We start from the raw sequence: 24,551 nt of genomic DNA on the forward strand, positions 1-24,551 counted from the left end.
TCCGGGAAACTTTAGACGCGCGTATGGAAGCAACACGAGGGAGAATCGTCATTGCGCTTTGGACGCCTGGCTGTCCACCCAATTCTCGGCCACATCGATGGCCTCATCGAGCGTGACTTTAGCTGCCTTGTAGTACTTGGAATCCTTGATATTGCTGTTTTCAATGAGTTTTTGACCGGAATCCACGGCTTTGGACAATGCGGACAGCAGTTTACGGCCAGTCAACGTCAGTGTTTCGTCCTTGCCAAGCTTGTTGACCAGTTTGTCCGCCTTGTCGAGCGACTGCTGCAGTTCCTTCTTCGATTCATCCAACGATTCCGTGTCGGAAGAACCGTTCGAAGGAACGTCGAGCAATTGCCCCGATGACGTATTGGACTGAGTATTGGAGGATGATCTGTTCGTCGTGCCATCCGAATCGTTCCGCGAATCCTGCAGCGCATTCGTGCCGTTCTTCTCCTGGATGTCCTTCAGGCTGTTATTCAGGGAGTCCGTGGCGCTGTCTAGTGTTTTGGCGATGAGATTGAGCTGCGTGATGGTGGCGTCCGCCTTACAGCCTTCCGTATCGACCGTGTTCTCTGCGCTGGTGGCCGCGTCCGCGAACGCGTCGATGATGTCGTTCACGCCGAGCGCACCACGGATCAATTTCTGCAGCTCGCTACCATTTTCGGATGTGTCGAGCACGGCCTTACGGGCCGAGCTGAATTCCGCAAGCGATTGCCGGCATGTGTCCAACGCCTCCTGCCGTTTGTTGTGGTAGACGTACACTCCTGCGCCGCATACCACAGTGAGCGCCACGACCACGGAAAGGACAATCGGCCAGGTTTTGCGGGGATTGGAAGGCTGTTCAACGGCCTGATACTGATAATCCATATGCGTCCACCCCTTGCGAATCGACGGATGTCATCGTTCTTCGTCTTGTTAACCTCGCCTATTTTACGAGTCCGAAGATGGGAAAAACCTGAATGGACATCCCACGCACACCAACGAAGCGGGGTCAGGTCGGCATACCATACACGGAATCATGCACATCGTCGACGTGCGTGAATCCGCCTGTGCCGGCGACCACGGGAATGCCTTGCAACAGCCACAGCGCCGTGATCGTCGAAATGATGATCACGCTGGCTCCACGGATGAAGCCCCACAGCCGCATCAAGGTCACCATCCGCATGACCTATGGCTTCCACCACGTCAGCAGCCTCATCGCGCTCGTCATGCTCCGCTGCGGCGGACTCGACATACACCTACCACAACCAAGAACCTAACCCACGAAAACAGCAGAAGCCCCTCAATTCTTCAATTCCACTACAAAGGTCACATCACGGCATACGCACGCCGACGCGCGTATGCGTGCACGACTCCAGCAACGAGCCGTACCCGCCGTTAGATGGCAGGCTTCAGTATCGTGACGCCATGCGTTAGCGTCACCATGCAACGAGAGGAACACACTATTCAATAGTATATCATGAAGACGTGACGTTGCCCTTGCGCAGGTGCCGTAAGACTCCGCGGACAAAGCAATGAGGCTTCCCCCGCGAGAAGGGAAGCCTCATATTCCATTCATTCTATTCAGCGATGATGGCGCCTAATCACCGATCATCCTTTGGGAACAGCGCGTCGAAGGCATGTTCCATCACGGACTTACGGCGGATCACACCGACGAGCCTGCCATCACCATCCACCACCGGCAGTTTCTTGAACTGCTTCTTGGCGAGGATTCGGGCCACCTCTCCAACATGCTGGTCGGGCGTGGCGGCAACGACCTTACGCGTGGCGATGTCCATCACCTTCTTGCCGGAGAGTGCCTGCACCTTGGAGGCCACGGTTTCGTCGTCGAACACCACCATCGTCGAACCGGTGCCGGTGGAAACCGTACGGGATTCATAGGTGGCAATCGATTTCATGACATCGCCGTCGCTGACGAAGCCGACGAGCCTGCCCTCGCCGTTCACCACGGGAAGGCTGGAGACGTTGAGGCGGATGAACTCGCGCACCACATGCGTGATGTCATCGCTGTCCAGGCAGCTGTAGGGCTGATCGTCCATGATCCCGCCGATGGACTGTTCCTGGGCCTGCTTGAACAGGGAGGCGGCGGGGGCCACGTATGCGCCGGCGTAGTGATGCTCGGCGGGCTGGCCTTCAGTGGTTTCAGCCGCGACTTCGGCGGAGGCTTGCGCCTCGTAGGCCTTGGCGTTGCGTGCGGCCTTCTCCTTGGCACGGCTGGTGACGGTGAAGATGCAGATGATCAGGGCGACCAGCGAGATGGCGGCGCACAGCAGGTAGGAGAACGCGATGCCGCTGGCCGTGGCGGACTTCACACCCTGGGACATGTGCGAGGCGGTCACGGATGTTTCTGCGGTGACCAGAAGCGAGGTCGCAATGGCTGCCGCGATCTGACGGCCGGTGTTGGCGATGGCGTTGCCATGGGCGATCATGTCGTTCGGCAAAGCGTTGATGCCCCAAGTGTTGATCGGCATGTTGGCGATAGCCTGACCGGATGCCTGCAATGCGCAGAGCACGGCGACAAACAGCACTGATGTCCTGGTGCTGATGGTACCGAGAAGACCAAGAGAGATGGTCATGAGCGCAAGGCCACCGATACCCACGCCGCGCGGGCCGAATTTGTCGAATGCGGCACCGGCGACCGGACTCAGGATGATGCCGACCGCCGCGGCAGGCAGCATGACCATGCCGGTGACGGTGGCGGATTGGCCGAGCACATTCTGGATGAAGATAGGCAACGTCACGTTGGTTGCGGCGACTGCGGCGTTGATCAGAGTGACCAGAATCGCGGAGTTGCGGAAGTTGCGGGTGGCAAGGGTGTCAACGCGCAACAATGGTTCATCGAGCTTGACTTGCTTGTATACGAATGCGACGAAGGCCACAAGACCAACGACGATTGAGGTAATGACGACCGGACTGGCCCATCCCATCGTGGAAGCGGACGAGAAGCCATAGAGCAGGCCACCGAACGCGATGGTCGAAAGGACCACGGACAGGATGTTGAGCTTTGGGTTCTTCAACTCGCTGACGTTCTTGAGCATCATCGTGCCTCCGACAAGGATGACCAGTGCCACGACTGCGATGCCAATGAACATCGGGCGCCATCCGAAACTGTCAATCACCAGACCACCGACAACCGGGCCGATAGCCGGGCCGGCGGCCATGACGATACCGGCCATGCCCATGGCGGTGCCGCGCTTATCCGGCGGATAGACGAGCATCGGCACTACGGCGACCAATGGCAACAGCACGCCGGAGCCGACGGATTGCAGTATGCGTCCGACGAGCAACAGCATGAAATTCGGCGCGACGGCACACAGCAGTGTGCCGACCATGAAAGTGGCAAGAGCTCCGGCGAAGAGCTTTCGGGTGGAGAATTTATCAATCAGATAGCCTGAAATCGGCACCATGATGCCCGAGGCCAGCATGTAGACGCTGGTCACCCACTGCACGGTGCCGGTGGTGATATTGAAATCACGCATCAGTGCCGGCAAGGCCGGTGACATGACGGTCTGATTGAGCAGCGCGATGAACGAGCCGACGACGATCACACCCACGACGATGAATCGGGTGTGCGGATCAATAGGCTTTACGGAACTGGCGGCGGACCCGAGTTCCGCGGTTTTCTGTGAGGTCACAGCATTTCCTTCTGTTGGTAACGGCATGTGTGGGCGATCCGGCCCCATGCTTGTGTCAAGACGCGAGGACACCGATGAGTCCGGGGTAAAGGAAAAGCCGCCATCCGTTCCGCATTCATATACGGCAAACGATTCGCGGCTTTGCGTAAGTTGATGGCTATGGTGAGCGATTCATGCGACGTCGACTGCGGATGGGCCATCGGTACATCCCGGCATAAGGCGTGTCCCCGCTACACCAGCATCGAGAATAGGGCCATTTGTGGATTGGCAAACAGAACATTGCCGATGAACGACCCACGGCAGGCGCGTGCGATGAACATCGCGTAGCGATACAGGTTCATGGCATCTCCTTGATGGGTTTTCGTACGGCAGGTATCGAGAAGCCTATCATCATTCAAATAGACGGTGAAACCCACGCATGCTCAACAATACACAAAATCTTCACAAGAGGATTGGGCTTACGCATACGCTACGCCCGAATAACGGTCCGGGGATGAATCAGGGGCGAACTAAGGGTTGCGTCTCGTGTTTCCGTCATGATGTCTGGCAAAATAGTGAAGCTGAACATGCGAGGCATCGACCGGAATCGGAAAGGGACTAATCATGCGAGTTCTCGGCAATATCCTGTGGATCATTCTTGGTGGATTGGCCATCGCAATCGGATGGGCATTGGTGGGACTGATTCTGTGCATCTCCATCATCGGCATCCCGCTCGGCATTCAAGCGTTCAAGATGGCGGGACTCACCCTGACGCCGTTTGGCAAAACCGTGCAATACGGCGGCGGAGTCGGCTCTGCCTTGGCCAACATCCTGTGGGTGGTGCTGGTCGGCTGGTGGATGGCGCTCGGCTATCTGGGAGCCGGCGTACTCAACTGCATCACCATTATCGGTATTCCGTTCGGACTGCAATCGTTCAAGATGGCCAAGCTCGCACTCTGGCCGTTCGGCGCGGAAATCGTCAACCTGTAGATTCCAAATACTACAAAGCCGCCAAAGCAACCCCTGACGAGGCGGTCACCGACGTTAACAATTGGATTGACCAGCAAGCCGCCAAGGCCGAATAATAAAACACACATTATGCTGCCGCAGCAGCCAGTCCTTGCAGAACAATGTCATGACAAAGGCCTGAGAAGACGACTTCTCAGGCCTTATCCGTGCCGCTCCTCAGTCGCTTGTAGCGACAGCTCCCCTCAAAGAGGGGAGCCAGAGAAACACTTACTTTTTGGAGACGTTGAATTTGAACTCCATCATTCCAGTATTTCCAATGGTTTTCATGGGGTAGCATACATGAAATGGTGGCTACTTTTGGTGGCTACATGTTATGCTCATAGCATGGCTTCAACATTCAAAACCGTTCATAACGGGCATGAACAATACTGTATGAAATGGAAACAGGATGGAAAATGGCGTTATGTTTACGCATACACACGCGCGGATTTAAACAATAAACATTTAAAACGCGTCGCAGAAATCGGCGTGGATGGAATAATAAAACCGGCACGCCGCGTGAATAAACCACGCGTGAATAAGAATAACCCCTCATTAAAAATGGTATTCAATGAATACCTTGAACAAGCAAACTTAGGTGAAAAAACATACACACAACGAGTTCATGAATGGAACAACGGTTTTAAAACCATTGAAAAACTACCGGTTAAAACAGTTTCCCGTGAAACCATAGAACGGATAATACTGGATAAAACATTACCTCAGTCAACCGCATTTCACTATTCATCATTGATTAATGCGGTATTAAACTATGCGTTGAAACGCGATTATATTAAGGTTAAACCAGCATTATTAAAACCGCATTATGAGAATAAAACTGAAATAAAAAACAATATTAACATTGAACAGTATGTTAATGATTTTCGTGGAATACTGCGTTATGTTGAAAAGAATGAAAAGTATCAACATATGTATCCAATCATCAAACTCATGACACTCGGATTAAGAATAGGAGAAATATTAGCAATCACGCGTGAACAGATTTCAGACGCAAACATGACACTGACTATTAATAAAACACTGGTTAATAACAATACATTAAAAGCAGGAACAAAAGGACGCGCGGATACATATAAAACACGAACAATACCATTACCATTAGATTACTACACGCTGTTAATAAACCATATTCAAACACTGGATAATACTGTTTTAACACCAGTATGGCGCGATGGAACGATTATTAACAATGAACATGTCATATTCATAAAGAACAAACATGTTATGACATACTCATATTTCAACTGGATATGGCATAGAATACAACGCGATTATTTCAATGAAATATGGAATACCAAACTCACCGATGACAACTATTTGAAACCACATACCACACGACACATCACCGCGTCATTAATGGCATATGACGGCATTCCGCTTTCAATGGCGCAAACGATACTGGGACACATGAGCGCTCAAATGACGCAACATTACACGCATATAACAGCAACCATGAAACGCGAGACCATTGAACGATTCACGCGTGATACTGCTGTTCAAACAATGAACAACATAGTTGATGAAACCATGAAAATAGACAATGAAAACAAAAAATAAAAATAAAAAAGAAAAAAATAAAATAAGCACAAAAAAGCGCCGCCGCGAACTTTCAAACGCGCGCGAACAATCATAACCACAGAACCTGATAAATACTATGAAATGTGTGTGGCGAGTGGTAGCGCGTTCTTGGAACACAACATATGAACACATGTGAACACATGAACTTGTTTCATGTGTGAAACGCGTGTGATTTGTTTAATGTAATGTATTTATTGTTGGTTTTTGTATGCGCCGTTCAAACCGGATTAAAAAAATGGTTCCATATTTAAAGTGGAACCATGGGATTTTTTAAACATCACCATGTGTTGACATCAATAGTGATGTTGAATATGATTTTTAGTTATTATGGAATATTTTTCGGATTGCGGATTGAGATTTTCGTAAGTCCCGGATTCGGACACAGGATTTTATTAATACAATCATCAATATTCCATGCGTCATACTGTTCAAATAATACATTGAAATCATCATAATCATAATCAGGATAATATTCAACCAGCGTGATAGCATTATCCATATTCTTAATATTAAACCATGCCTTAACACGGCGTGCTTTTCTCATTGTATTACCATCAACCATTATTTTCACCATAGTTATCATGCGTTCTCGCGTTCCTTTTTCGCGTCCGCCATCATGCGATAGACACCCGCGTGTGAGGTTTTCAAACGCACTGCTATGTCATCAATAGTCCATCCTTGTTCACGGTATTCCAATGCTTTCCTTGCTTTTCTCATCGTGTATGTTTTCGGCCGATTACATACCTTGCCGGACTTCTGCGCCGCCTCTCTGCCTGCCGCCGTGCGTTCCAAAATAAGAGCATGTTCCATTTCCGCCACGGCACTGAAAATCTGCGCAACCATTCTTCCTGCTGCGGTTTCCGTGTTAACATTCTCACGAATAGTGCGTATGTTAATACCGTTCTTTTCCAATACATTCATATTTAAAACAATCTCATTGAAGTTGCGTCCAAGCCTATCCATGGAATAACAAACAATCGTGTCGCCCTCACGGACTGCTTTCGACAGATTAATCCAACCATCACGATTAAAGTTTGTTCCGGTTTTGCCCGCGTCCTCAAAGATACGGTTTTCTTCCACACCAGCATTCATTAAAGCCTGTTTCTGCTCATCCAATGAATAGCCGTGTATTGCCTGCGTTCCAGTTGAAACCCTTATATAACCATATAACATTTTATTATTAATCCTTTCAATAGAATGTATGTTTTCACTATCTATCTATCAAACTGTGTTCAAAAGCCATATCATTTGAGAATCCGCATTTCCGCCATTGAAATGGAAAATGAAAATCCAGTATTTTTCAGGTTTTTTAAATATTGATAGATGGTATTCAAACCGTTCATCTTATTATAACTTTTGAACGGTGGATATTTCCATGATGAATGGAATGAATGATAACATTGAAATAGAACACAATAACAATAGGATTAATACAATGAGTGATGTTAATGAAATGCCACCAGAATATATAATTGAAACCCTGAAATGTGAACCTGACTGGAATATTTTCGGTGAAACACAATTTGAACGATTAAAAACATTCAATGAATGTAGCGAACAAATCCGAACAGCATTTTTCATTGGTGTTTCAAACAATATTAAACATGAAATACATACATATAAAAATGTAATCATTGATTATGACTACAATCAAAGTTGGAAACGCGGTTTCATATACATTAACGCTGACGATAATACAAATGATCCTTACGGTTTACGCATTGGTGTTGACGGTGCGATTATAACAAAAACAATGAACATAAAAAACCCTGTTTATAATGTTCGTTGTAGCACTATTAAATACCATGATTCATGGCTTAAAACAACAATTGAAAATGAAATGAATAACTATAAACAATCACTATTTGACTGAACGCTCATTTCGATTCTGACAGCGATTTTCAACATTTCGTGTATCATGAGTCATAAACGCGGTTTTTCATGGTTTCAATAAAATATGCCGTCCACAGAACGCGTAATATTCAGCTCTGTGGACGGCATCGATTTTCACGGATCTTCAATATTATATATATTCATTCAAATACAATGAAACCGGTGATTTGTATTCTCACCGGTTTCATTATTGGATATGGATTGGATTCATATTATATATATCAAATATCAAACAATCCAATCATATTCGTTTCAATTAATCATTTTCGCCGTATCACTGGCGCTATTAATCAAATCACTATTTTCATTGAACATCACCGGAGCAATATAAACAACAACAGCAACGCCGATTCCAATGGATAGGAAGTTAATGAACTGACTCCATTGCCTGTTCAACAGGAACTTTAATGATAGTGCGCCCATTACCATGATAACAATAGGACTTATCCATTTCTGAACCATGCTGTTCCATACTGCGCTTAAATCAGCCAAATCCGCTGAATAAACAATACTTAAAATAATCATAATCCATAATCCTTTTATTTAATAGAATATATTCATGAATACATCTATCAAAAGGAAACGGCGCGCCGGTTTGTTCCTTATACCGGCACGCCGCAATATATTAATGACAATGTTTAAATATCATGGTTTCATTTTTTAAAAACGCCGCCGTCAGGTGGACCACTATTCTATCTATATTTAAGTATAAGAATCCCTACCCTCGGGATTTTTTTGAAAGAATCCGGTCTATAAGGGCATACGGTGATACACTGTGTAGGCTCCGCCGGACGCTACTCCTATCGTTTTCCTGGCTCTTGCCATTATTGCTACCTACAATCCCCAACATTAGAACAAGATTTCACATTATTCGCGTTGTATCACTGCCGCGTTAATGCTATTTGAAACCTCACCTGTATGCTTATTGCCTACCAATGTTTGAACCATTACATTGAAAACGATTCCCAATATTTTAACAGGTTTTTAAGTTCTTAGTTCACTTATTTCATACACATGATTTTCAATCTCATTGACGGCGCATGACAGCCTGATTCTCATGATTTCAATCTCATTGCGGTTCATGTTAACCTGACTTACATTTCATTGAAATGCTGTATGAAAGCGCTCATTCCAATGAATGCCATCCATCCAATCAATCCGTGATTTCAATCTCATTGCGGTTCACGATTACCTGAAAACAATCGCCGGATTCATCTCATGATTGGATTAACAACTTATGCGTAATCCGACGCGGTTCATTTTTATCTTTATCTATGTTATCAACTTGAAATCATGAACCATACTCACTGTTATGGAATCCGATGATTCACGGTTTCAATGCTTATTATCTATCAAACCAGCGTTTGAAACCATTGAATAACAAATAGAATCATTCTAAGGCGGTTTTAACGCGGTTTCAGCATGAACATGAATACTTCATCGTATTTCATATGAAAAGCCGTTAGAATGCCGTTTAAACGCGTTTTTGAGGCATGTATGACACAATCCGCTGAACCATTCCATTTGAACCATGGTTCCATACACTATGAAATGTGAAAATATTGTGAATATTCCATAATGCTGAAACCATGGTGGCTGTTAATGGTGGCTATTACATGTACATGGTTCAAACCATTGAAAACTAATGCTTGCTCACATTGAATTTGAATTCGACGATATCGCCGTCCTGCATCACGTAGTCGCGGCCTTCCTGACGTAGCTTGCCTTCCTCCTTGATCTTGACCATGGAGCCTTCGGCAGCCACGAAATCGTCGTAGGAGACGATATCGGCCTTGATGAAGCCCTTTTCGAAGTCCGTGTGAATCACGCCGGCAGCCTGCGGAGCGGTATAGCCCTTGTGAATCTGCCATGCGCGCACTTCTTTCTCGCCTGCGGTGAGGAAGGTGGAAAGGCCAAGCGTATCGTAGCCAACTCTCGCCAACTGATCCAGGCCGGACTCCTCAAGACCGGCGTCGGCGAGCATTTCGCGCGCGTCCGCCTCATCAAGTTCGGTCAGATCGGCTTCGAACTGCGCGTTGAGGAAGATGGCCGGAGCCGGAGCCACGGATGCGGCGAGCTTGGCCTGCATGTCTTTGTTCTGCAGTTCGGCATCGTCCACGTTGAACACGTAGATGAACGGCTTGGCGCTCATCAAGTGCAGATCATAGACGGAATCCTTGTCGAAACGGCCTTCGCGAGCCGCCTTATCAATGGTTTCGCCGGCTTCGAGAATGGTCTTCGCCTGCTTGACGGCTTCCATGTAGGCCGGTTCGATTTTCTTGCCGCGCAGATCCTTCTCCAGCTTCGGCAGCGCGTTCTCGATGGTCTGCAGATCGGCGAGGATCAGCTCAGTGTTGATGGTTTCAATGTCGTCGGACGGATCGACCTTGCCGTTGACGTGCACGATATCATCGTCTTCGAAGGCACGCACGACCTCGCAGATCGCATCGGCTTCGCGAATGTTGGCGAGGAACTTGTTGCCCAGGCCTTCGCCTTCCGAAGCACCTTTGACGATGCCTGCGATGTCGACGAACGTGACGGTGGCCGGCACGATCTTCTCCGTGTGCACGAGCTTGGCGAGCACCGGCAGGCGGTCATCCGGCAACGGCACAATGCCGGTATTCGGCTCGATAGTGGCGAACGGATAGTTTTCCGCCAGCACGTTGTTACGGGTCAATGCGTTGAACATGGTGGACTTGCCGACGTTCGGCAGTCCGACGATTCCGATAGTAAGAGACATGGTTCCCTAGCTTAGTATTAGGCTTCGATGGCGTCGACCGCTTTGATCACGGCACCGCGGAACGCGCTTTCCTCCAACGATGCGACACCCTTGATGGTGGTGCCTCCTGGAGAGCAGACAGCGTCTTTCATGGCACCCGGATGCGTTTCGTTGGCCAAATAGAGCGCGCCCACGCCTTCCACCATTTTGGCGGCCATACGATACGCGGCAGCACGCTGCAATCCATATTTCACACCGGCATCGCCCAATGCTTCGATGTACATGTCGGTGAAGGCCGGCGCGCAGCCGGCGATGCACATGCCGATGCCCATGCGTGCGGTGTCCACGCGTTCAATCAGGCTGATTGACGAAAACAGGCTTTCGAAGGTTTCCGTCTGTTCCTGCGTGAGCGTGTTGTCGATTTCCGTGACCAGCACGCCTTTGCCGACAGCCATCGGCGTGTTCGGAATGGTGCATTGGATGTGTGCCTGTTCGAAAGACGTTCCGAACAGGTCGCGGAATTTGTTCAGATCCCAGCCTGCCGCAATGGACACGACGATGGTGTTTGGCTGCGCCAGCTTATCAACAATCGGTGAAATCACCGCTTCAATCTGATACGGTTTGATGGCGATAACGACCACGTCGGCGGCTTCGGCCACTTGTGCAGCGGTATGCACCGCTTTCACACCAAGTTTGGCGGCGTTACATTCCAGCTTGTCATAGTGTGCCGCACAAGCCACAATGTCGTTGCCGCTGATTGTGCCGGCATTAACCAAGCCTTCGGCGATCGCCTGCGCCATGTTGCCGTATCCGATGAATCCGATGGTTGGATTGGACATGGTGTCCTCCTTGTCGTCTTTTCTAATGGACGTAATTGTTTTGGATGCGATGGTTTCGGAGAATTTCGGGAATGTCAGAACAGTTCTTCCAGGTCTCCCCTGTTCAACGCCTCGTCGAACAGGTGCTTGAACACCACGGAACCATGTACACCGTCGTGCTCGAATTCGTTGGTGGTCCAATAGTGCGATCGTCCCACACGGGACAGCGTATCAAATTGCAGACCGGAGTCGACGTACATGTCGTCGAAATAGACGGCGGCCTGCAACGGCACCTCGTTACGCGCCAACTGGTCGGCATCGTAGATCGTGCCGAAATGCGTGTCTTCCATAAGCACGTCCATGGCTGGTTTGAACGGACGCAACGCACGTTCCTGCTCGAACATCCACGGGAACATGGCCTCGCCGGTGAAATTAAGCGGACGAATGTCACCCGCGAATTCCGGATGCTCGCCGCGCACGCGCTGGGCGGCCCAGCAAATCGGCGTTTTCAGCTCGCCGTTGGCGTAGATGAACTCCTGCAACGGCCAATACAGTGGGCGAGACGAGGTCGCCTCCATCACGGAAGATAGGAATTCGTCAGACAGTTCCGCCGAGGTCGAGGCCGAACCGTCGCCGTCAAGGAATGCCTGGTCAAGAATCCAATGCACGCGTTCGAAACTTGGCTTCATACCGAAATCGGATCCCAAGCATTGGAAGCGTTCCACCGTGAGCGGATCGCCGTTCGGCAATATGACCTTGCGCGATTGCAGAATGTCGGCGACGGCCACGACACGTTCGATATCGATCGGGTAACGCTCGTAGAACTGCTTCGTCTTTGCCGCCATGCGCGGGAACGTATGACGGTACACGTCGGTCGCATCGGCGGGAACATGAGGAATGCCGCCCGTGGTGAAACTGGCGATAACTCCTTGCGGGAACAGCGAAAGATACGTCAACGTCAGGAATCCGCCATAGCTTTGACCAAGCGTGACCCAACGTGCGCCCCCGAATTCGGTGCGACGCAGATGCTCGAAATCACGAACGATCGAATCAGCGAGGAAACGCTTCAAAAACGCGGCACCGGCCTTGCCGTCGCCGTCCATGCCCTCAATCACATGCGTGTCGACACGAGACGAACGCCCCGTACCACGTTGATCCGGCAACACCACGCGGAAATGCTTGATCGCTTCCTCGATCCAACCATCGGAACTTGGGCCGAGCGGACGCGGACCGGAACCACCGGGACCACCCTGCAGGAACACGAGCAACGGCAGGTCGTCATGCACATGTTCGGGAGCGGTGACCACACGGTAGAACAGGCTGATCGATTCGCCATCGAACCCATGACCGGGCTCGTGACCCGCCCAATCCAACGGCACCTTGATGGAACGATCCTCAATATGCAATCCGGGCACGTAGTATTCGCTCAGCAACGTCATGCATTCACCTTTCCTTTGGCGTCATCGGCATATTCAATGCGGGTAGTGACTTCTTGATGGATTCCATCTCACCCACATGCGGAGACAACCTTACCTCACAAAAGCGGCTTTATCTTACCGTTATTTCATTCCTGCGCACGATGGCGTCACAGCATATCTGGCGCTAGGGTGGAGCGTATGTCGAATTTCAAGCAGCGTTTCCTGTCGTGGATGCATGGTCATGTCTTCGCAGGCGATCTCATCCTCACGCTTGTTATAGGTGTTCTGCTGTTCGGCGTGACCGGCAGCATCACCTATAATCCGGGATTGCTGTTTGACCTTAATCCTTCCATACAGATGGCGTGGGAAGCGGCAATGCTGATCCCGCTGCTGATCCGTCGATGGCGGCCACAGACCGGAGCGTTGCTCTGTGTGGCATTGGCCTTGACGCATCTCATATTCGGCCCTTGCATATTGGGCGCCGATATTCTGGCATTGTTCATGCTGTATTCGGTGATCGTCTACGGCAATCCCAAAAACACGAAAGCCTTCATTATTTTGGCGTTGGCCATCGGTCTTCTGGCTTCGGCGTTGATGGCATGGACCATGACCAATGGGCCGCTGCTCACCGGTGGCAAAGTGCATACGTGGAGCAGTTGGAATGGCTCAAATCCAAATGGCGCAATGGTCACGGAAGTCACTCTCGGCTCCATCTACACAGGAACATCCATGTCGGAAGTCGCCGACATGGTGGCGCAATACATGCTGGTGCTGACGCCGATTTTCGAAGTATGTATCATTTCCACCGTCATTGTAGCGTTCTGGCAGCGTGCCCGTCTGGCAACCGTTCGCATGATGCGGGAACGCAATGAGGCAATCGCCGCGCGAGACCAGGACGAACGCGATATCGCCGCGTTGGCGGAACGAGCACGCATCGCACGTGACATGCACGATGTGGTGGCGCACACCCTATCAATCATCATCGTGCAGTCTGATGGCGGCCGCTATGCAGGCACGCATGATCCCGCGGTGGCTAGAAACACCATGGAGACGATTCGACACGAATCGGAACGCGCACTGCATGACATGCAACGTCTTCTGGGAGTATTCGGGGGTTCACCGCACGCCGATTATAACGATATAGGCAATCTTGTGGAACAAGCGCGAAACGTCTCCCCCGACATTCGAATCCGATGGAATATCACCGGCACCGCCAGCCCAGAACAACTCGGTGAACAAGCCTCGATAGCTTCCTACCATGTAGTGCAGGAGGCGCTGACGAATATCCGCAAGTATGCGGGGCCGCACGTCGATGTGCATATTAAAGAGTCATGGAACAACGGTTTACTCACTTTGACCGTCACCGACAATGGTCGTGGCGCGGCGGCCAATATCGACGGGCATACGCCAGGTTACGGCCTGTTGGGCATGAAGGAACGCATCGAATCGGCCGGAGGCTCATTGCAGGCTGGCCCTCAACTCGGCGGAGGCTTCGAAGTTATGGCCACCCTGCCTTACGGCGGTAAAGAGCCAGCGACAGACGAAACCGGCGAACAGTATGCCTCGGAACAGTCCGAATCTTGCAACACAACTGCCATATCCAGCAAAGCGAAATTATCCGACGAAGCAATCGCATCTCACACAGCCGTCAACATATCGGCGCGAATCCCAGATCAACCATCGGAACAGACGCAGGAAACCAACCAACCAACCAACCGCGACCATCGTTCGAACGCCCTGCAACACTTGCGCATCACCGCACCCAATCTGCATGATTTGCTCACATCGTTGAAACTGAAATCCGTAGAACTTGCAAATACATCCAATTCGCGAGGGCTGAATTGGGTGGAACGTGTTTCCGCGTGGACGCAGCACCATTATGTGCTCATGGATTCCGTTGGTGCCGTGGTATTGGTCATGCTGCTGAATCGCATGTCGATTACATTCTTTTTTGATAGTTCACGCGATGCGCAGCTCTCTCATGCGATCGCCGCATGCTGCTTGCTGGCACTGGCTCTTCGACGCAGGTTCCCCGAGACTTGCGCGCTTATTGTGTTCGTATTGTCGGTTGTGCAATTGGTATTTTTGGGATTGATTGAGGTTGGACATATCGTAGCGTCACTGTGTGCGCTGTATTCAGCCGTATTGTATGGGCGTGAACACGCATGGCGTTGGACCGGTCTTGCCGCTGTCACCTGTTCAGCTCTGATGGGCTTGAAAATCGCAGCTGATCAACACGGATACACTACCTTGTTCGGCGCCATCGCCGCTTCCGTGGGCTTAACAAAACCGGTTTCAGCCACGTCAAGTAGTAGTGCAGCATTCTTTACCGGCGTCATGTATACGGTTGCAGTGCTGATGCTGTGCGCCGGCATCATGGCGTGGGCACGTTGGGCGCGTTCCAGTGATTCAAACGCACTGGTATTGCAGGCTCGCGAAGAGGCACTGGTGGCCGAGCAGGAGAAGCAGCGTATTCTCGCGGCGAATATGGAACGTGACCGTATCAGTGCCAGCATTCAGGCTGAAGTCACCGCCACGTTGAACAGCGTGATTAGTCAAGCCGTCGATGGTATCCGCATGCTGGATAGCGCCGAAGCACAAGGCAAAGAGTCTACCGCCGACGAGATTTCCACAGCATTCAAAGCCATTGGCGAGCAGGGGCGCGCCGCGCTTAAGCGTATGCGCGAATTGCTTGGCGTGCTTCGTGAGACTGGTTTCAGCGATGACGCTCATGCCGGTAGTGCGAGCGAACTGCAGTTGAGGCCCGCAGCACCATTGGAGGAGCAGCTGCAGCGCGTGTCTCGATAGCCGATTCAAGTTTTTCAGGGAGATTTAAGGGTTTGTTTCGCACTGTGAGCGGAACAATGCCGATAAGGTGGAGAGTATGAGTGAAGAACAGAAGATTCGTGTGGTCATAGCCGATGATCAGGAATTGGTACGCGCCGGTTTTGCCATGGTGATCGGCTCCCAACCTGATATGGCGGTTGCGGCGCAGGCTCGTGATGGCGCGGAAGCTGTGGCGTTGGCGGAAACGCTGCATCCTGACGTGGTGTTGATGGACGTGCGCATGCCCGGCATGGATGGTATCGAGGCGACCCGGCAGATCAGTGCGTTGCAGCATCGCTTTGCTGCCGATGGAACGCAATCAGAAGTCACTCACACCAAAGTGATCATTCTGACGACATTCGATTTGGATGAATATGTTATGGCTGCGATCACTGCCGGAGCTTCCGGTTTTCTGTTGAAGGATACGGAACCGGAAACGTTGCTGAATTCGATTCGCACGGTTTTTCAAGGTAATGCGATTATCGCACCGTCCGCCACGAAACGTCTTATCGAGAAAATGATGGAAGGCGATTTCATGGCTGCGAATGTTGGCGCACATGGAAATTCCGCTGCTGCTTCCACTTTTGATTCGACGTACACCGATCCGGAATTAGATGAACTGACCGATCGCGAGCGCGAAGTGCTTATTGAGATCGCGCATGGATTGTCGAATCAGGAGATTGCCGACAAGCTTTTCATCAGTCTGCCGACGGTGAAAACGCATGTGGCGCACATTCTGTCGAAAATCAATGCGCGTGACCGTGTGCAGGCGGTGGTGTTCGCCTATGAAAACCATTTGGTCTGATTGGTTTGTTGTTGTTTTGCGTATGCATGATATGCGAAAAAGGACTCCTACCATGTTTATGGTAGGAGTCCTTCTCGTTGTGTTTGTTATGAAGCTTAGGCTTCGGCGAGCGCCTCAACAGGAGGCGTGCTCACTGCCCTGCGTGCGGGGAATACGCTGGCGAGCAGTGCTGCCATGGCTGCCACGGCGAGTACGATGCCATTAATGCCCCATTCGAACGGGAACACCACTTTGCCGTACATGCTGAACACCACGTATGCGCCCAGCCAGCCGAACAGTGTGCCAAGTAGTACGCCCGAGATGCCGGATACCAGCGAGATGAGCAGGGCTTCCACCGCGAGGGAGCGTCGCAACTGGCCTCGAGTCATGCCGATGGCACGCAGTGTGGCGGATTCTCGGGTGCGTTCAATCACTGACAGCGACAGCGTGTTGGCTACGCCGACAAGTGCGATGAGCACGGCCACGGCGATCAACCCCACCAGAAGCATCATCATGGAGTCAATCATGTTCGCCCATACGATGCGTTCGGCGATCGGTCCGGTCACTGTCGCATCAGTGCTCTTCTCCAATGCGGCCTGCATGTCGTTGTAGATGTCGTCAACGGAAACTCCCGACTTGTCAGTGTCTGCCTTGACCAGCAACACATGGGTGGCGGCATCAAGGTCACCATTGGTGAAATGGCTTTCATCCACGAATCCGACAGCTCCATATTGCGCGGATACACGACGGTAGTCGGCTTGGTTGGCTTGCAATGTCAGCGAACGCGTAGCGTCGCCGTTCTGGTTCCATTCAGTGGAGAAATCAGCCGTGCCATTGGCGAACTGCAGCTCCTTGCCGGTTTGCGCATTGTATGTTGGCATGAGCACGCTATCACTGTCGATGGAGGCGTTACCCAAGTTGGCACGCATGACCTGCTTGACCTGATCGATGTTTTTCACGCCGACCAGCAATGCGGACGTAGGCTGGGTTCCATCCGCTTTCTCCAAGGTCACGGAAACCGCCGGTGCATACAACGTGTCGGACACGCCGTTGATGTCAGATACATCCTTGACCATTTGCTGGCTGATGTCATCGCCCATGGCCACGATGTCGACGCTATAACGGGTGGCGAGCGCACCATTCATAGTCTCTTTGGCGCTAGCGGCACCGGTTGCGATGGTGGAGACCAAGGTGACACCGATGAGCAGAGCGGCACCGGTTGCTGCGATGCGTCGCGGATTCTTCTGAATGTTGGCGTGTGCAATTGTTGCGGAAGGACCTGTCAGCGAGGCCAACGCTCCAACGCCCTTCATGAGGGTAGGCATCCAGAATACCGCGGTGACCACCATGCCGAGGAACACCAGTGCGGCACCGGCGATGGCTATGAGCAGAATCATCGTGAATTGATCGCCGCTCGCATCCTCGCCGCCGTTGGTGGCCTGCACCTGCCCGATGGAGAATATGGCCATGGCGATACCGACCACCACCATCAGAATACCGATTATGGCTCGCGTAAGGCTGGAACGACGGTTGTCGGTCAGTTCAATCGGACGCAATGCCTCCAATGGCGTTACCGCGGTGGCGGAACGTGCGGATCCCATGGATGCAAGCACCGTCACCACAATGCCGAAGAGAATCGGTACGACGGCGGCTTGCCAGGAGAAGTTGAACCGCATACCCGCCTGCATGATGTCGCTGACGCACATGCCCCACATGAGCAGGCTTCCAAGCACCACGCCAAGCACGGATGCGACGAAGCCGAGCACCACCGCTTCGAACAGCACGGAACCATACAGTTGGCCTTTCTTTGCGCCGATGGTGCGTAGCAAGGCGAGTGTGCGGCGGCGTTGCGCCACGAGCACTTGGAACGTGTTGGCGATCACCAGAGCCGCCACGAACATGGCAAGCACGCCGAAGCACATAAGGAATGTGGTGACGATGTTGGTTTGGTTGCCGCTTAAGGATTTGATGCTTTCGTCACTGATTTGCTGTCGTGACATCAGATCGAAATGCTTTGGCAGCAACGCTTTCACACCGTTGATGGTTTTTGCGGATACGCTGTTTCCATCCAAGGCAAGGTCGAGATACACCATTGTTGTTCCGGTGGCGTTGAAATCGTCCACTCCCTGCATTGCGGCAAGCAGATTGTTGGATCCTACGATCGCACCACCATAGTATGAGTAGGCGCCGTTCGGATCGGATGTGAGTCCTACCACGCGCACGTTGTCCGCCTTGGCTTTGCCATCGTCGCCTACCGCATATCGGGAGGTCAGGCTTACAGTGTCTCCAACGCCGACGTTCAACTGTTTCGCCATGTCTTCCGGCAGCGCGACTTCGTTGGAATCCTTCGGCTGGTCCCCTTCCGTGATATTCACGGGGAGCATGTTCTTCTGTGCCGCGGTGGAAATGATCTCGCCGCTGACGTTGCTGTCTCCCTTGGAAACGCTGACGCCGGTTTCCACCGAGGCACGGACGCCGCCAACCCCTTCGATGCCGGCGATCTGGTCGAGATGAAAGTCGCCGACAGTGCTGGAATACGCCTCGTTGAGTTCCTTATCGCTCAGGTCGGAGCTGTTGATACTCACCGCATAGTTGGCGTTTCCGAACATGGCGGTCAGCTGCCGTGTCAGGGAGTCGTTCATGGCATTGCCGAACAGGAAGGTGCTGGCGATGAACGCCGTGCCGATCATGATGGCGATGCCTGCGGGTATGAGCATGCGCTTGGTTTTTCGCATGAGTTTCAAAGTGATGGACCACATGGTGGATTCTGTTCCCTTCTTCGAATGCTTCTACAGTGCGTTTAGCGGGAATGTCTCGCGGAAGCCACATTCATTGTGGCGGCCTCACGTTCCCTCATCAGCAGTTCACTCATCTGGTCTGCTGTCGGCTTGTTTACGTCCGCCACGATCTGGCCGTCGGCGAACACGAGCGCACGGTCGGCGTAAGACGCGGCGACCGCATCATGCGTGACCATGATGATGGTTTGGCCAAGTTCGTTGACGGAACGTTTCAGGAAGCTCAGCACTTCGGCGCTTGATACGGAATCAAGATTGCCGGTGGGCTCGTCTGCGAACACCAGTTTCGGTTTGGTGATCAATGCTCGTGCGATGGCCACACGCTGCTGCTGGCCTCCCGATAGTTCGTTCGGACGATGGTTGAGACGTTCCTTAAGGCCAAGCGTTTCCACCAGCAGACGCAGCCACTGCCGGTCGGGTTTCGCTCCAGCCAAGGTCAATGGCATGAGAATGTTCTGTTCGGCGGTGAACATCGGCAACAGATTGAAGCTTTGGAAGATGAATCCGATGTCACGGCGGCGCAGCAACGTGAGCTGGTTGTCGTTCATGCGCGTCAGATCGTCGCCGTTGAATATGACGTGCCCGTCGGTCGCGGAATCCAGTCCTGCCAATGTGTGCATCAACGTGGATTTGCCGGAACCGGAAGGTCCCATAATCGCCGTGAATTTTCCTTTTTCAAAAGCGACGTTGACGCCACGCAACGCATGCACCGTGTTATTTCCGGAACCGTAGTCCTTCACAAGATCCACGGTTGCAATGGCCGTATTGGTAGCTTTGATAGCGTCCCTGATATCCATGCTGTCATTCCTTTCTTTGGATTACCTCCAAAATTACGGAAAAACAGCTGATTCGGATATCATGCGCTGGTCTGAATTCTTTGCTCATCCTTGAGAATGAGCAAAAATGAAACGTCTCATACCATTGATTTATCAATCGTCGAGGAGTACACCATCCTGCGGAGGTTCGAGCCAGTACGACTCTTTTTCCACGCTGACGGTGGAAGCCCACCATGTCTGGTCCACGCCTGGCAGCGAACGGATGGACTCATCCACCACACGCCATAAGTCCTCGTCATCTCCGGCGATGATTTCGATGAGGTAGTCGGCGCCATTCAAACCGACTCCGCTCATTGCATATGTCACCTCGTCGATCGCTAGCAACTGTTCGACGTCGAGGCGATACGGAGGCTTCACACCGATGCCGAGAAACGCTTGGCGGAATCCACCTAAACGCATGGGGCTTACCGTGGCCATAATGCGCATCACACCGGAATCCTCCAGTTTTTTGACGCGCCCACGGATCGCGGTGTGCGTCACACCAAGATGCTCCCCCAGCATGGCGTAGCTTGCCCTGCCGTCTTTCTGCAATTCGTTGAACGTGTGCACGAATCGCGCGTCCAACCGATGCACGGGAATGTCGGTGCCGACGCTGGCCTCACGTTTGGTCATGAATCCAGTTTCGCCGCGTTTGGCCAGCAGACGGTTGACCACGCTGACATTATGGTCGTCAAGCACCAATCGACCGCAGGAGAACACTTGCAGGCGGGTCAGTCCCGGTAGCGCGCGCAGATCATGTTTGAGGAAATGGTCCATGCCGTCGGCTGAATACACCACGGCTTCGGCGATGATGTCGGCATCGCCCAGCGTGCAGACCACATAGGTGACCTGAGGCATGGCTTTGAGCATGGCGAGCGCCTCGTTGCGATTGCCGTTGATGCGCAGTCCCACGAGCACCTGACTGTAATTTCCGAGACTCAACGGATTGCATACGGGCACAATGGTCATGATGCCCGCATCGGTGAGCCGTTTGTAGCTTTCCGTCGCCGCATATACGGAAATGCCGATTTTATCGGCAAGCGCCTGCATAGTCATGCGTCCGTTGCATTGCAGCGCCGATACCACCTTCAAATCACGTGCGGCGATCGTGGTACGCCCCTCATCCTGCATCATCATACCCCCTATGACAGCCATGTCATCAACCATACGCTGACTGCGGTGGCGGCGACGGTAATCGCAAGAATAATCCAATCGGCAATCCTCATCGTAAGGTTGACCCGATATGTGCGTTTTGCGCCGTTCCGATTCAGGTTGAGTCCGCGTGATTCCATGGCCCATCCCACGCTTTGGCTCATTTTGTAGGCGCGGATCAATACGGCGATGATGATCGGCAAATACGATTTGAACCGGTCGACGAGACGTACGAATACGTTGCGTTTTTTACCTGCCGCATTGACTTTGCCGCTCAGATCAAGCCCTCGCGCACGCTGCGCGTCGGACACGGATTGGAAGATGGAGAAGAACACGGGAATATACCGTAATGCGGTTGCCAAGGTGAGCCCGGCCTTGTAGGGCATGCCGAGCGAGGTAAAGCCACGAACCAGTTTGGTCTGGCTGGTGGTGAACAGCGTGATGAAGCATGCAAAGCCGAGTACTGGAATGCGCAGACCCATCACCGCCGCCATGAGCAGATTCTCCTGCGTGAGACGCAGCCATCCCCACTGCCAGAGCACGTGCGTTCCACTCTGGTCGAAGACCGGCCAAAGCACCACGATAAACACGATAAGCACGGCGAGGATCTTCCACACCCATCCGATGCGCTCGGCGGGCACATGGTCGGTGGCGAGCATCACATGTTCGAGAATGAGGATGCCGAGGATGAACGCCCAGTTACGCCATACGAGGCAAAGGGCCAGCATGACGATGGAGATGAGGAATTTGACGCGCGGATCGGCGCGATGCAACCATCCGTCGACTGGTACATACAGGTCGGCATCCATCAGCGTTCCTCCTTGTCGCATTCATCCTTGGCGATTTTCAACAATACGTGGGTCGCTGATACCGGACCGCGCGACTTGTGCGGTTGCCGCGCCTGTCGCACGGGCGATTGTTGTGCTTCCTGCGATTTGTCGATCGGTCCATATTGCACGATATGACCGTCTTCCAATTCGAGCACGTGCGTGCAATACCGATATACGGCACGCATGTCATGGCTGATCATGATGACGGTGACGCCACGCTGGTTGAGTTTTTCCACGGTTCCAAGGAATCGTGATGCGAGACGATGGTCAAGACCCGCCGTAGGTTCGTCAAGCACGAGTATTGGCGTGCGCATGGCGATCACCGAAGACAATGCCACCGCACGTCGTTCGCCGTAACCGAGCGTGGCCGGCGAAACGTCCTCATACCGGTGCAGGTCGAACAATGTCATCATTTCGTCGACACATTTGAACACGGTGGCCGCGTCAAGTCCGAGCGCGGTCGGACCGAACGCGATCTCCTCTTTGGTGCTGGAGCAGAAGATCTGATGGTCGGGATTTTGGAATACGAATCCGACGTGCGCGGCCATTTCGCCCACGCTATGCTTCGATACGTCGAGCCCATCCACCTTCACGATTCCCTGTGTGGGTTGGATCAGCCCGTTCAAATGCTTGGCGAGCGTAGTCTTGCCTGACCCGTTGCGCCCGATAAGCCCCACGAAGGCGCCCTGTTCAATATCCAGACTGATATCATCCAGTGCGGGAGACGCATTGCCACCCTGTCCATAACGGTGCGTCACATGGTCCAGACTGATGACCGCATGCTTCGGCTTGCCGTCGTTCCTTACCGGCAGCGCCTTGATGATGGGGGACGGTCCGTCGCTCACCTGCACTCCGGAGGACTCCAACAGTCCGCGTTCCCGGGTGAATAGGCTTGTGTCTCCATTGCGTATCACTTCGCCGTTGACCATGAACAGCACCTGATCGGCCCAATAGGCGATGTGTTCGGTATCTTGTTCGGCTATGATCACCGTCATGGAACGGGTCTGGCGAATGCGTTCGAGCACATCGAACACTTCCTGCTTGCCTTCGGGGTCGAGTGCCGCAGTCGGTTCGTCAAGAATGAGCACATCGGGTTCCGCCGCGAGCGCGGCCGCGATGGCCACACGCTGCATCTGACCTCCCGACAGGCTGGTCGGCACGCGTTTGCGGTATCCGGTCATGCCGACCAAGTCAAGCATGATGTCGATCTGCTTATCGATGAGGCTCGGTGCGACTCCACGGTTTTCCAAAGGGAAAGCAATCTCATCCTCGACACTCGAACAAAACAGTTGCGCCTCAGGATCCTGTTGCACGTAGCCGACGCGCTCCGACAGCGCCGAGACGGAGTGCCTGCTCGTATTCATGCCGTTGATTTCCACAACGCCACTCATGGTGCCGTCGGCCAGGTTCGGAATGATGCCGGCCAATGCCATGCATAGCGTGGATTTGCCGGCTCCGGTCGGTCCGATGATGCCGACGAAGGATCCGGACCGGATGTCGAAGCTGACATGCTTGAGGCTTTCCACCGGCTTACCCCCGTCGGCCAGTGGCGCGTACTTCCACCCTAAGTCGCGAACCGTAATCATGACGTCCACCCCGTGCTTCCACATTTTTTTCGCAGCCGGCAGCCGCGTTTCACAATAAAACCCGTGGAATCGCCATTCATCGGCAAATCCACGGGCCTGCCTTCACATGATATTAATGTATCACTCCCCCGCCTTGATACCGAGATTGCCCAAACGCACCAGCGGCGGATAAGCCTGGCGAACGGCGGTGAACAGCGCGAAGCCCACAATCAGGCCCACCGCCATCTGGAAGGAGTTGCCCGCGATCTCGCCCAGAGCCGGGCCGAATCCGGAAAGGATTCCGCCTGCGATGAAATAGCCGAACACCTTCCACACGCCTGCGACCACCGAGCCGATGATGATGTTCGCCGGATTGAACTTCTTGACGAGCAGGCCCACGAGCACGGCCTGCAGGCCATCGATGACGAACGTGAAGATGGCCCACTGCGGATAACCGGAGATCAGATCACTCAACGCCGGGCCGAGACCGCCGATAATGCCGCCCACCCATGGTCCGAACGCATACGCGCTGAAATAGATCATGGTGTCGGACAGGTTGAGGTAGCCACGAATCGGGGTCGGGATCTTCACAAGCATGGTCAGCACCGTGGTGACCGCGGTCATAATGGCGATCAGCGGAATGGTGTTGACCTGCAACGCCTTTTTGATATCGTTCTTGACTTCTTGGGCCATGATCTCTTCTCTCTTTACG

At 52.5% G+C, this 24,551-nt stretch carries 21 protein-coding genes; 5 read left to right on the forward strand and 16 right to left on the reverse strand.

The genetic code is table 11. The features are described 5' to 3' along the window. Positions 1–48: 48 nt before the first annotated feature. The 4 genes from NBH13_RS02420 to NBH13_RS08720 form a co-directional block, all read right to left on the reverse strand. Positions 49–870: a hypothetical protein gene (locus NBH13_RS02420; RefSeq protein WP_144090022.1), complete on the reverse strand. Its 822-nt coding sequence runs from the start codon at positions 868–870 to the stop codon at positions 49–51. Positions 871–994: 124 nt separating this feature from the next. After that, positions 995–1,162 (reverse strand): hypothetical protein, encoded by a 168-nt coding sequence (locus NBH13_RS02425; protein ID WP_250778775.1) that lies wholly within the window; start codon positions 1,160–1,162, stop codon positions 995–997. A gap of 424 nt (positions 1,163–1,586) precedes the next feature. Further along, positions 1,587–3,638, reverse strand: a complete 2,052-nt coding sequence (locus NBH13_RS02430) for an MDR family MFS transporter (protein ID WP_099595404.1) — start codon at positions 3,636–3,638, stop codon at positions 1,587–1,589. Between the two features lie 230 nt (positions 3,639–3,868). Continuing rightward, a complete protein-coding gene (locus NBH13_RS08720; protein WP_033501981.1) occupies positions 3,869–4,054 on the reverse strand; it encodes a hypothetical protein in 186 nt (61 codons plus the stop codon). Positions 4,055–4,241: 187 nt separating this feature from the next. Between NBH13_RS08720 and NBH13_RS02435 the strand changes: the two genes are divergently transcribed. Both NBH13_RS02435 and NBH13_RS02440 read left to right on the forward strand, forming a co-directional pair. After that, positions 4,242–4,607 (forward strand): YccF domain-containing protein, encoded by a 366-nt coding sequence (locus tag NBH13_RS02435; RefSeq protein ID WP_025221493.1) that lies wholly within the window; start codon positions 4,242–4,244, stop codon positions 4,605–4,607. 108 nt (positions 4,608–4,715) lie between these two features. Then, positions 4,716–6,203 carry a tyrosine-type recombinase/integrase gene (locus NBH13_RS02440; RefSeq protein WP_250778777.1) on the forward strand — a complete coding sequence of 496 codons (1,488 nt, stop codon included), beginning with the start codon at positions 4,716–4,718 and terminating at the stop codon, positions 6,201–6,203. A gap of 346 nt (positions 6,204–6,549) precedes the next feature. Here NBH13_RS02440 and NBH13_RS02445 read toward each other — a convergent pair whose 3' ends face one another. Then, positions 6,550–6,807, reverse strand: coding sequence for a hypothetical protein (locus NBH13_RS02445; protein ID WP_242079551.1), 258 nt, complete (start codon positions 6,805–6,807; stop codon positions 6,550–6,552). Then, the gene (locus NBH13_RS02450) at positions 6,804–7,397 is read right to left on the reverse strand and encodes a recombinase family protein (protein WP_284702943.1); all 594 of its coding nucleotides are present in this window, start codon (positions 7,395–7,397) and stop codon (positions 6,804–6,806) included. The genes NBH13_RS02445 and NBH13_RS02450 overlap by 4 nt, the downstream gene beginning before the upstream one ends. A 262-nt stretch (positions 7,398–7,659) precedes the next feature. On the opposite strand from NBH13_RS02450, the gene NBH13_RS02455 reads away from it, so the two are divergent. Then, positions 7,660–8,097: a hypothetical protein gene (locus tag NBH13_RS02455; protein WP_250778781.1), complete on the forward strand. Its 438-nt coding sequence runs from the start codon at positions 7,660–7,662 to the stop codon at positions 8,095–8,097. A 272-nt stretch (positions 8,098–8,369) separates the two neighbouring features. On the opposite strand, the gene NBH13_RS02460 is transcribed toward NBH13_RS02455, so the two are convergent. From NBH13_RS02460 to NBH13_RS02475, 4 genes are all read right to left on the reverse strand, one after another. After that, positions 8,370–8,642, reverse strand: coding sequence for a hypothetical protein (locus NBH13_RS02460; RefSeq protein ID WP_250778783.1), 273 nt, complete (start codon positions 8,640–8,642; stop codon positions 8,370–8,372). 1,117 nt (positions 8,643–9,759) lie between these two features. Then, positions 9,760–10,857 (reverse strand): redox-regulated ATPase YchF, encoded by a 1,098-nt coding sequence (gene ychF / locus NBH13_RS02465; RefSeq protein WP_060662136.1) that lies wholly within the window; start codon positions 10,855–10,857, stop codon positions 9,760–9,762. Between the two features lie 17 nt (positions 10,858–10,874). Beyond that, positions 10,875–11,675 carry a pyrroline-5-carboxylate reductase gene (gene proC / locus NBH13_RS02470; RefSeq protein ID WP_250778785.1) on the reverse strand — a complete coding sequence of 267 codons (801 nt, stop codon included), beginning with the start codon at positions 11,673–11,675 and terminating at the stop codon, positions 10,875–10,877. Between the two features lie 74 nt (positions 11,676–11,749). Beyond that, a complete protein-coding gene (locus tag NBH13_RS02475) occupies positions 11,750–13,093 on the reverse strand; it encodes an alpha/beta fold hydrolase (protein WP_250778786.1) in 1,344 nt (447 codons plus the stop codon). A 177-nt stretch (positions 13,094–13,270) separates the two neighbouring features. On the opposite strand from NBH13_RS02475, the gene NBH13_RS02480 reads away from it, so the two are divergent. Both NBH13_RS02480 and NBH13_RS02485 read left to right on the forward strand, forming a co-directional pair. Next, positions 13,271–15,880, forward strand: a complete 2,610-nt coding sequence (locus NBH13_RS02480) for a sensor histidine kinase (RefSeq protein ID WP_250778788.1) — start codon at positions 13,271–13,273, stop codon at positions 15,878–15,880. Between the two features lie 76 nt (positions 15,881–15,956). Continuing rightward, on the forward strand, positions 15,957–16,703 hold the full coding sequence (locus tag NBH13_RS02485) for a response regulator (protein ID WP_099570739.1): 747 nt from the start codon (positions 15,957–15,959) through the stop codon (positions 16,701–16,703). A 95-nt stretch (positions 16,704–16,798) separates the two neighbouring features. Here NBH13_RS02485 and NBH13_RS02490 read toward each other — a convergent pair whose 3' ends face one another. The 6 genes from NBH13_RS02490 to NBH13_RS02515 form a co-directional block, all read right to left on the reverse strand. Beyond that, positions 16,799–19,441 (reverse strand): ABC transporter permease, encoded by a 2,643-nt coding sequence (locus tag NBH13_RS02490; protein WP_250778790.1) that lies wholly within the window; start codon positions 19,439–19,441, stop codon positions 16,799–16,801. A 41-nt stretch (positions 19,442–19,482) separates the two neighbouring features. Beyond that, the gene (locus tag NBH13_RS02495) at positions 19,483–20,274 is read right to left on the reverse strand and encodes an ABC transporter ATP-binding protein (RefSeq protein WP_144164569.1); all 792 of its coding nucleotides are present in this window, start codon (positions 20,272–20,274) and stop codon (positions 19,483–19,485) included. Between the two features lie 132 nt (positions 20,275–20,406). Continuing rightward, positions 20,407–21,447 (reverse strand): Lrp/AsnC family transcriptional regulator, encoded by a 1,041-nt coding sequence (locus tag NBH13_RS02500; protein ID WP_250778792.1) that lies wholly within the window; start codon positions 21,445–21,447, stop codon positions 20,407–20,409. Next, positions 21,435–22,253: an energy-coupling factor transporter transmembrane component T family protein gene (locus NBH13_RS02505; protein ID WP_144164667.1), complete on the reverse strand. Its 819-nt coding sequence runs from the start codon at positions 22,251–22,253 to the stop codon at positions 21,435–21,437. The genes NBH13_RS02500 and NBH13_RS02505 overlap by 13 nt, the downstream gene beginning before the upstream one ends. Next, entirely contained in the window at positions 22,253–23,860 is a 1,608-nt protein-coding gene (locus NBH13_RS02510; protein ID WP_144171478.1) for an ABC transporter ATP-binding protein, read from the reverse strand. The genes NBH13_RS02505 and NBH13_RS02510 overlap by 1 nt, the downstream gene beginning before the upstream one ends. A 120-nt stretch (positions 23,861–23,980) precedes the next feature. Next, positions 23,981–24,532, reverse strand: coding sequence for an ECF transporter S component (locus NBH13_RS02515; RefSeq protein ID WP_099570744.1), 552 nt, complete (start codon positions 24,530–24,532; stop codon positions 23,981–23,983). Between the last annotated feature and the right edge of the window lie 19 nt (positions 24,533–24,551).

This window comes from Bifidobacterium intestinale (assembly GCF_023656765.1).
Classification (GTDB): Bacteria; Actinomycetota; Actinomycetes; order Actinomycetales; family Bifidobacteriaceae; genus Bifidobacterium; species Bifidobacterium hominis.

Bases quoted from the DNA above. Each gene is read 5' to 3' on its own strand.
- ychF (WP_060662136.1), bottom strand. From the start codon at position 10,857: ATGTCTCTTACTATCGGAATCGTCGGACTGCCGAACGTCGGCAAGTCC.
- NBH13_RS02480 (WP_250778788.1), top strand. From the start codon at position 13,271: ATGTCGAATTTCAAGCAGCGTTTCCTGTCGTGGATGCATGGTCATGTC.
- NBH13_RS02510 (WP_144171478.1), bottom strand. From the start codon at position 23,860: ATGATTACGGTTCGCGACTTAGGGTGGAAGTACGCGCCACTGGCCGAC.
- NBH13_RS02495 (WP_144164569.1), bottom strand. From the start codon at position 20,274: ATGGATATCAGGGACGCTATCAAAGCTACCAATACGGCCATTGCAACC.
- NBH13_RS02490 (WP_250778790.1), bottom strand. From the start codon at position 19,441: ATGTGGTCCATCACTTTGAAACTCATGCGAAAAACCAAGCGCATGCTC.
- proC (WP_250778785.1), bottom strand. From the start codon at position 11,675: ATGTCCAATCCAACCATCGGATTCATCGGATACGGCAACATGGCGCAG.
- NBH13_RS02505 (WP_144164667.1), bottom strand. From the start codon at position 22,253: ATGGATGCCGACCTGTATGTACCAGTCGACGGATGGTTGCATCGCGCC.
- NBH13_RS02435 (WP_025221493.1), top strand. From the start codon at position 4,242: ATGCGAGTTCTCGGCAATATCCTGTGGATCATTCTTGGTGGATTGGCC.
- NBH13_RS02440 (WP_250778777.1), top strand. From the start codon at position 4,716: ATGCTGCCGCAGCAGCCAGTCCTTGCAGAACAATGTCATGACAAAGGC.
- NBH13_RS02425 (WP_250778775.1), bottom strand. From the start codon at position 1,162: ATGGTGACCTTGATGCGGCTGTGGGGCTTCATCCGTGGAGCCAGCGTG.
- NBH13_RS02445 (WP_242079551.1), bottom strand. From the start codon at position 6,807: ATGATAACTATGGTGAAAATAATGGTTGATGGTAATACAATGAGAAAA.
- NBH13_RS02460 (WP_250778783.1), bottom strand. From the start codon at position 8,642: ATGATTATTTTAAGTATTGTTTATTCAGCGGATTTGGCTGATTTAAGC.
- NBH13_RS02500 (WP_250778792.1), bottom strand. From the start codon at position 21,447: ATGGCTGTCATAGGGGGTATGATGATGCAGGATGAGGGGCGTACCACG.
- NBH13_RS02450 (WP_284702943.1), bottom strand. From the start codon at position 7,397: ATGTTATATGGTTATATAAGGGTTTCAACTGGAACGCAGGCAATACAC.
- NBH13_RS02420 (WP_144090022.1), bottom strand. From the start codon at position 870: ATGGATTATCAGTATCAGGCCGTTGAACAGCCTTCCAATCCCCGCAAA.
- NBH13_RS02515 (WP_099570744.1), bottom strand. From the start codon at position 24,532: ATGGCCCAAGAAGTCAAGAACGATATCAAAAAGGCGTTGCAGGTCAAC.
- NBH13_RS02475 (WP_250778786.1), bottom strand. From the start codon at position 13,093: ATGACGTTGCTGAGCGAATACTACGTGCCCGGATTGCATATTGAGGAT.
- NBH13_RS02485 (WP_099570739.1), top strand. From the start codon at position 15,957: ATGAGTGAAGAACAGAAGATTCGTGTGGTCATAGCCGATGATCAGGAA.
- NBH13_RS02455 (WP_250778781.1), top strand. From the start codon at position 7,660: ATGAGTGATGTTAATGAAATGCCACCAGAATATATAATTGAAACCCTG.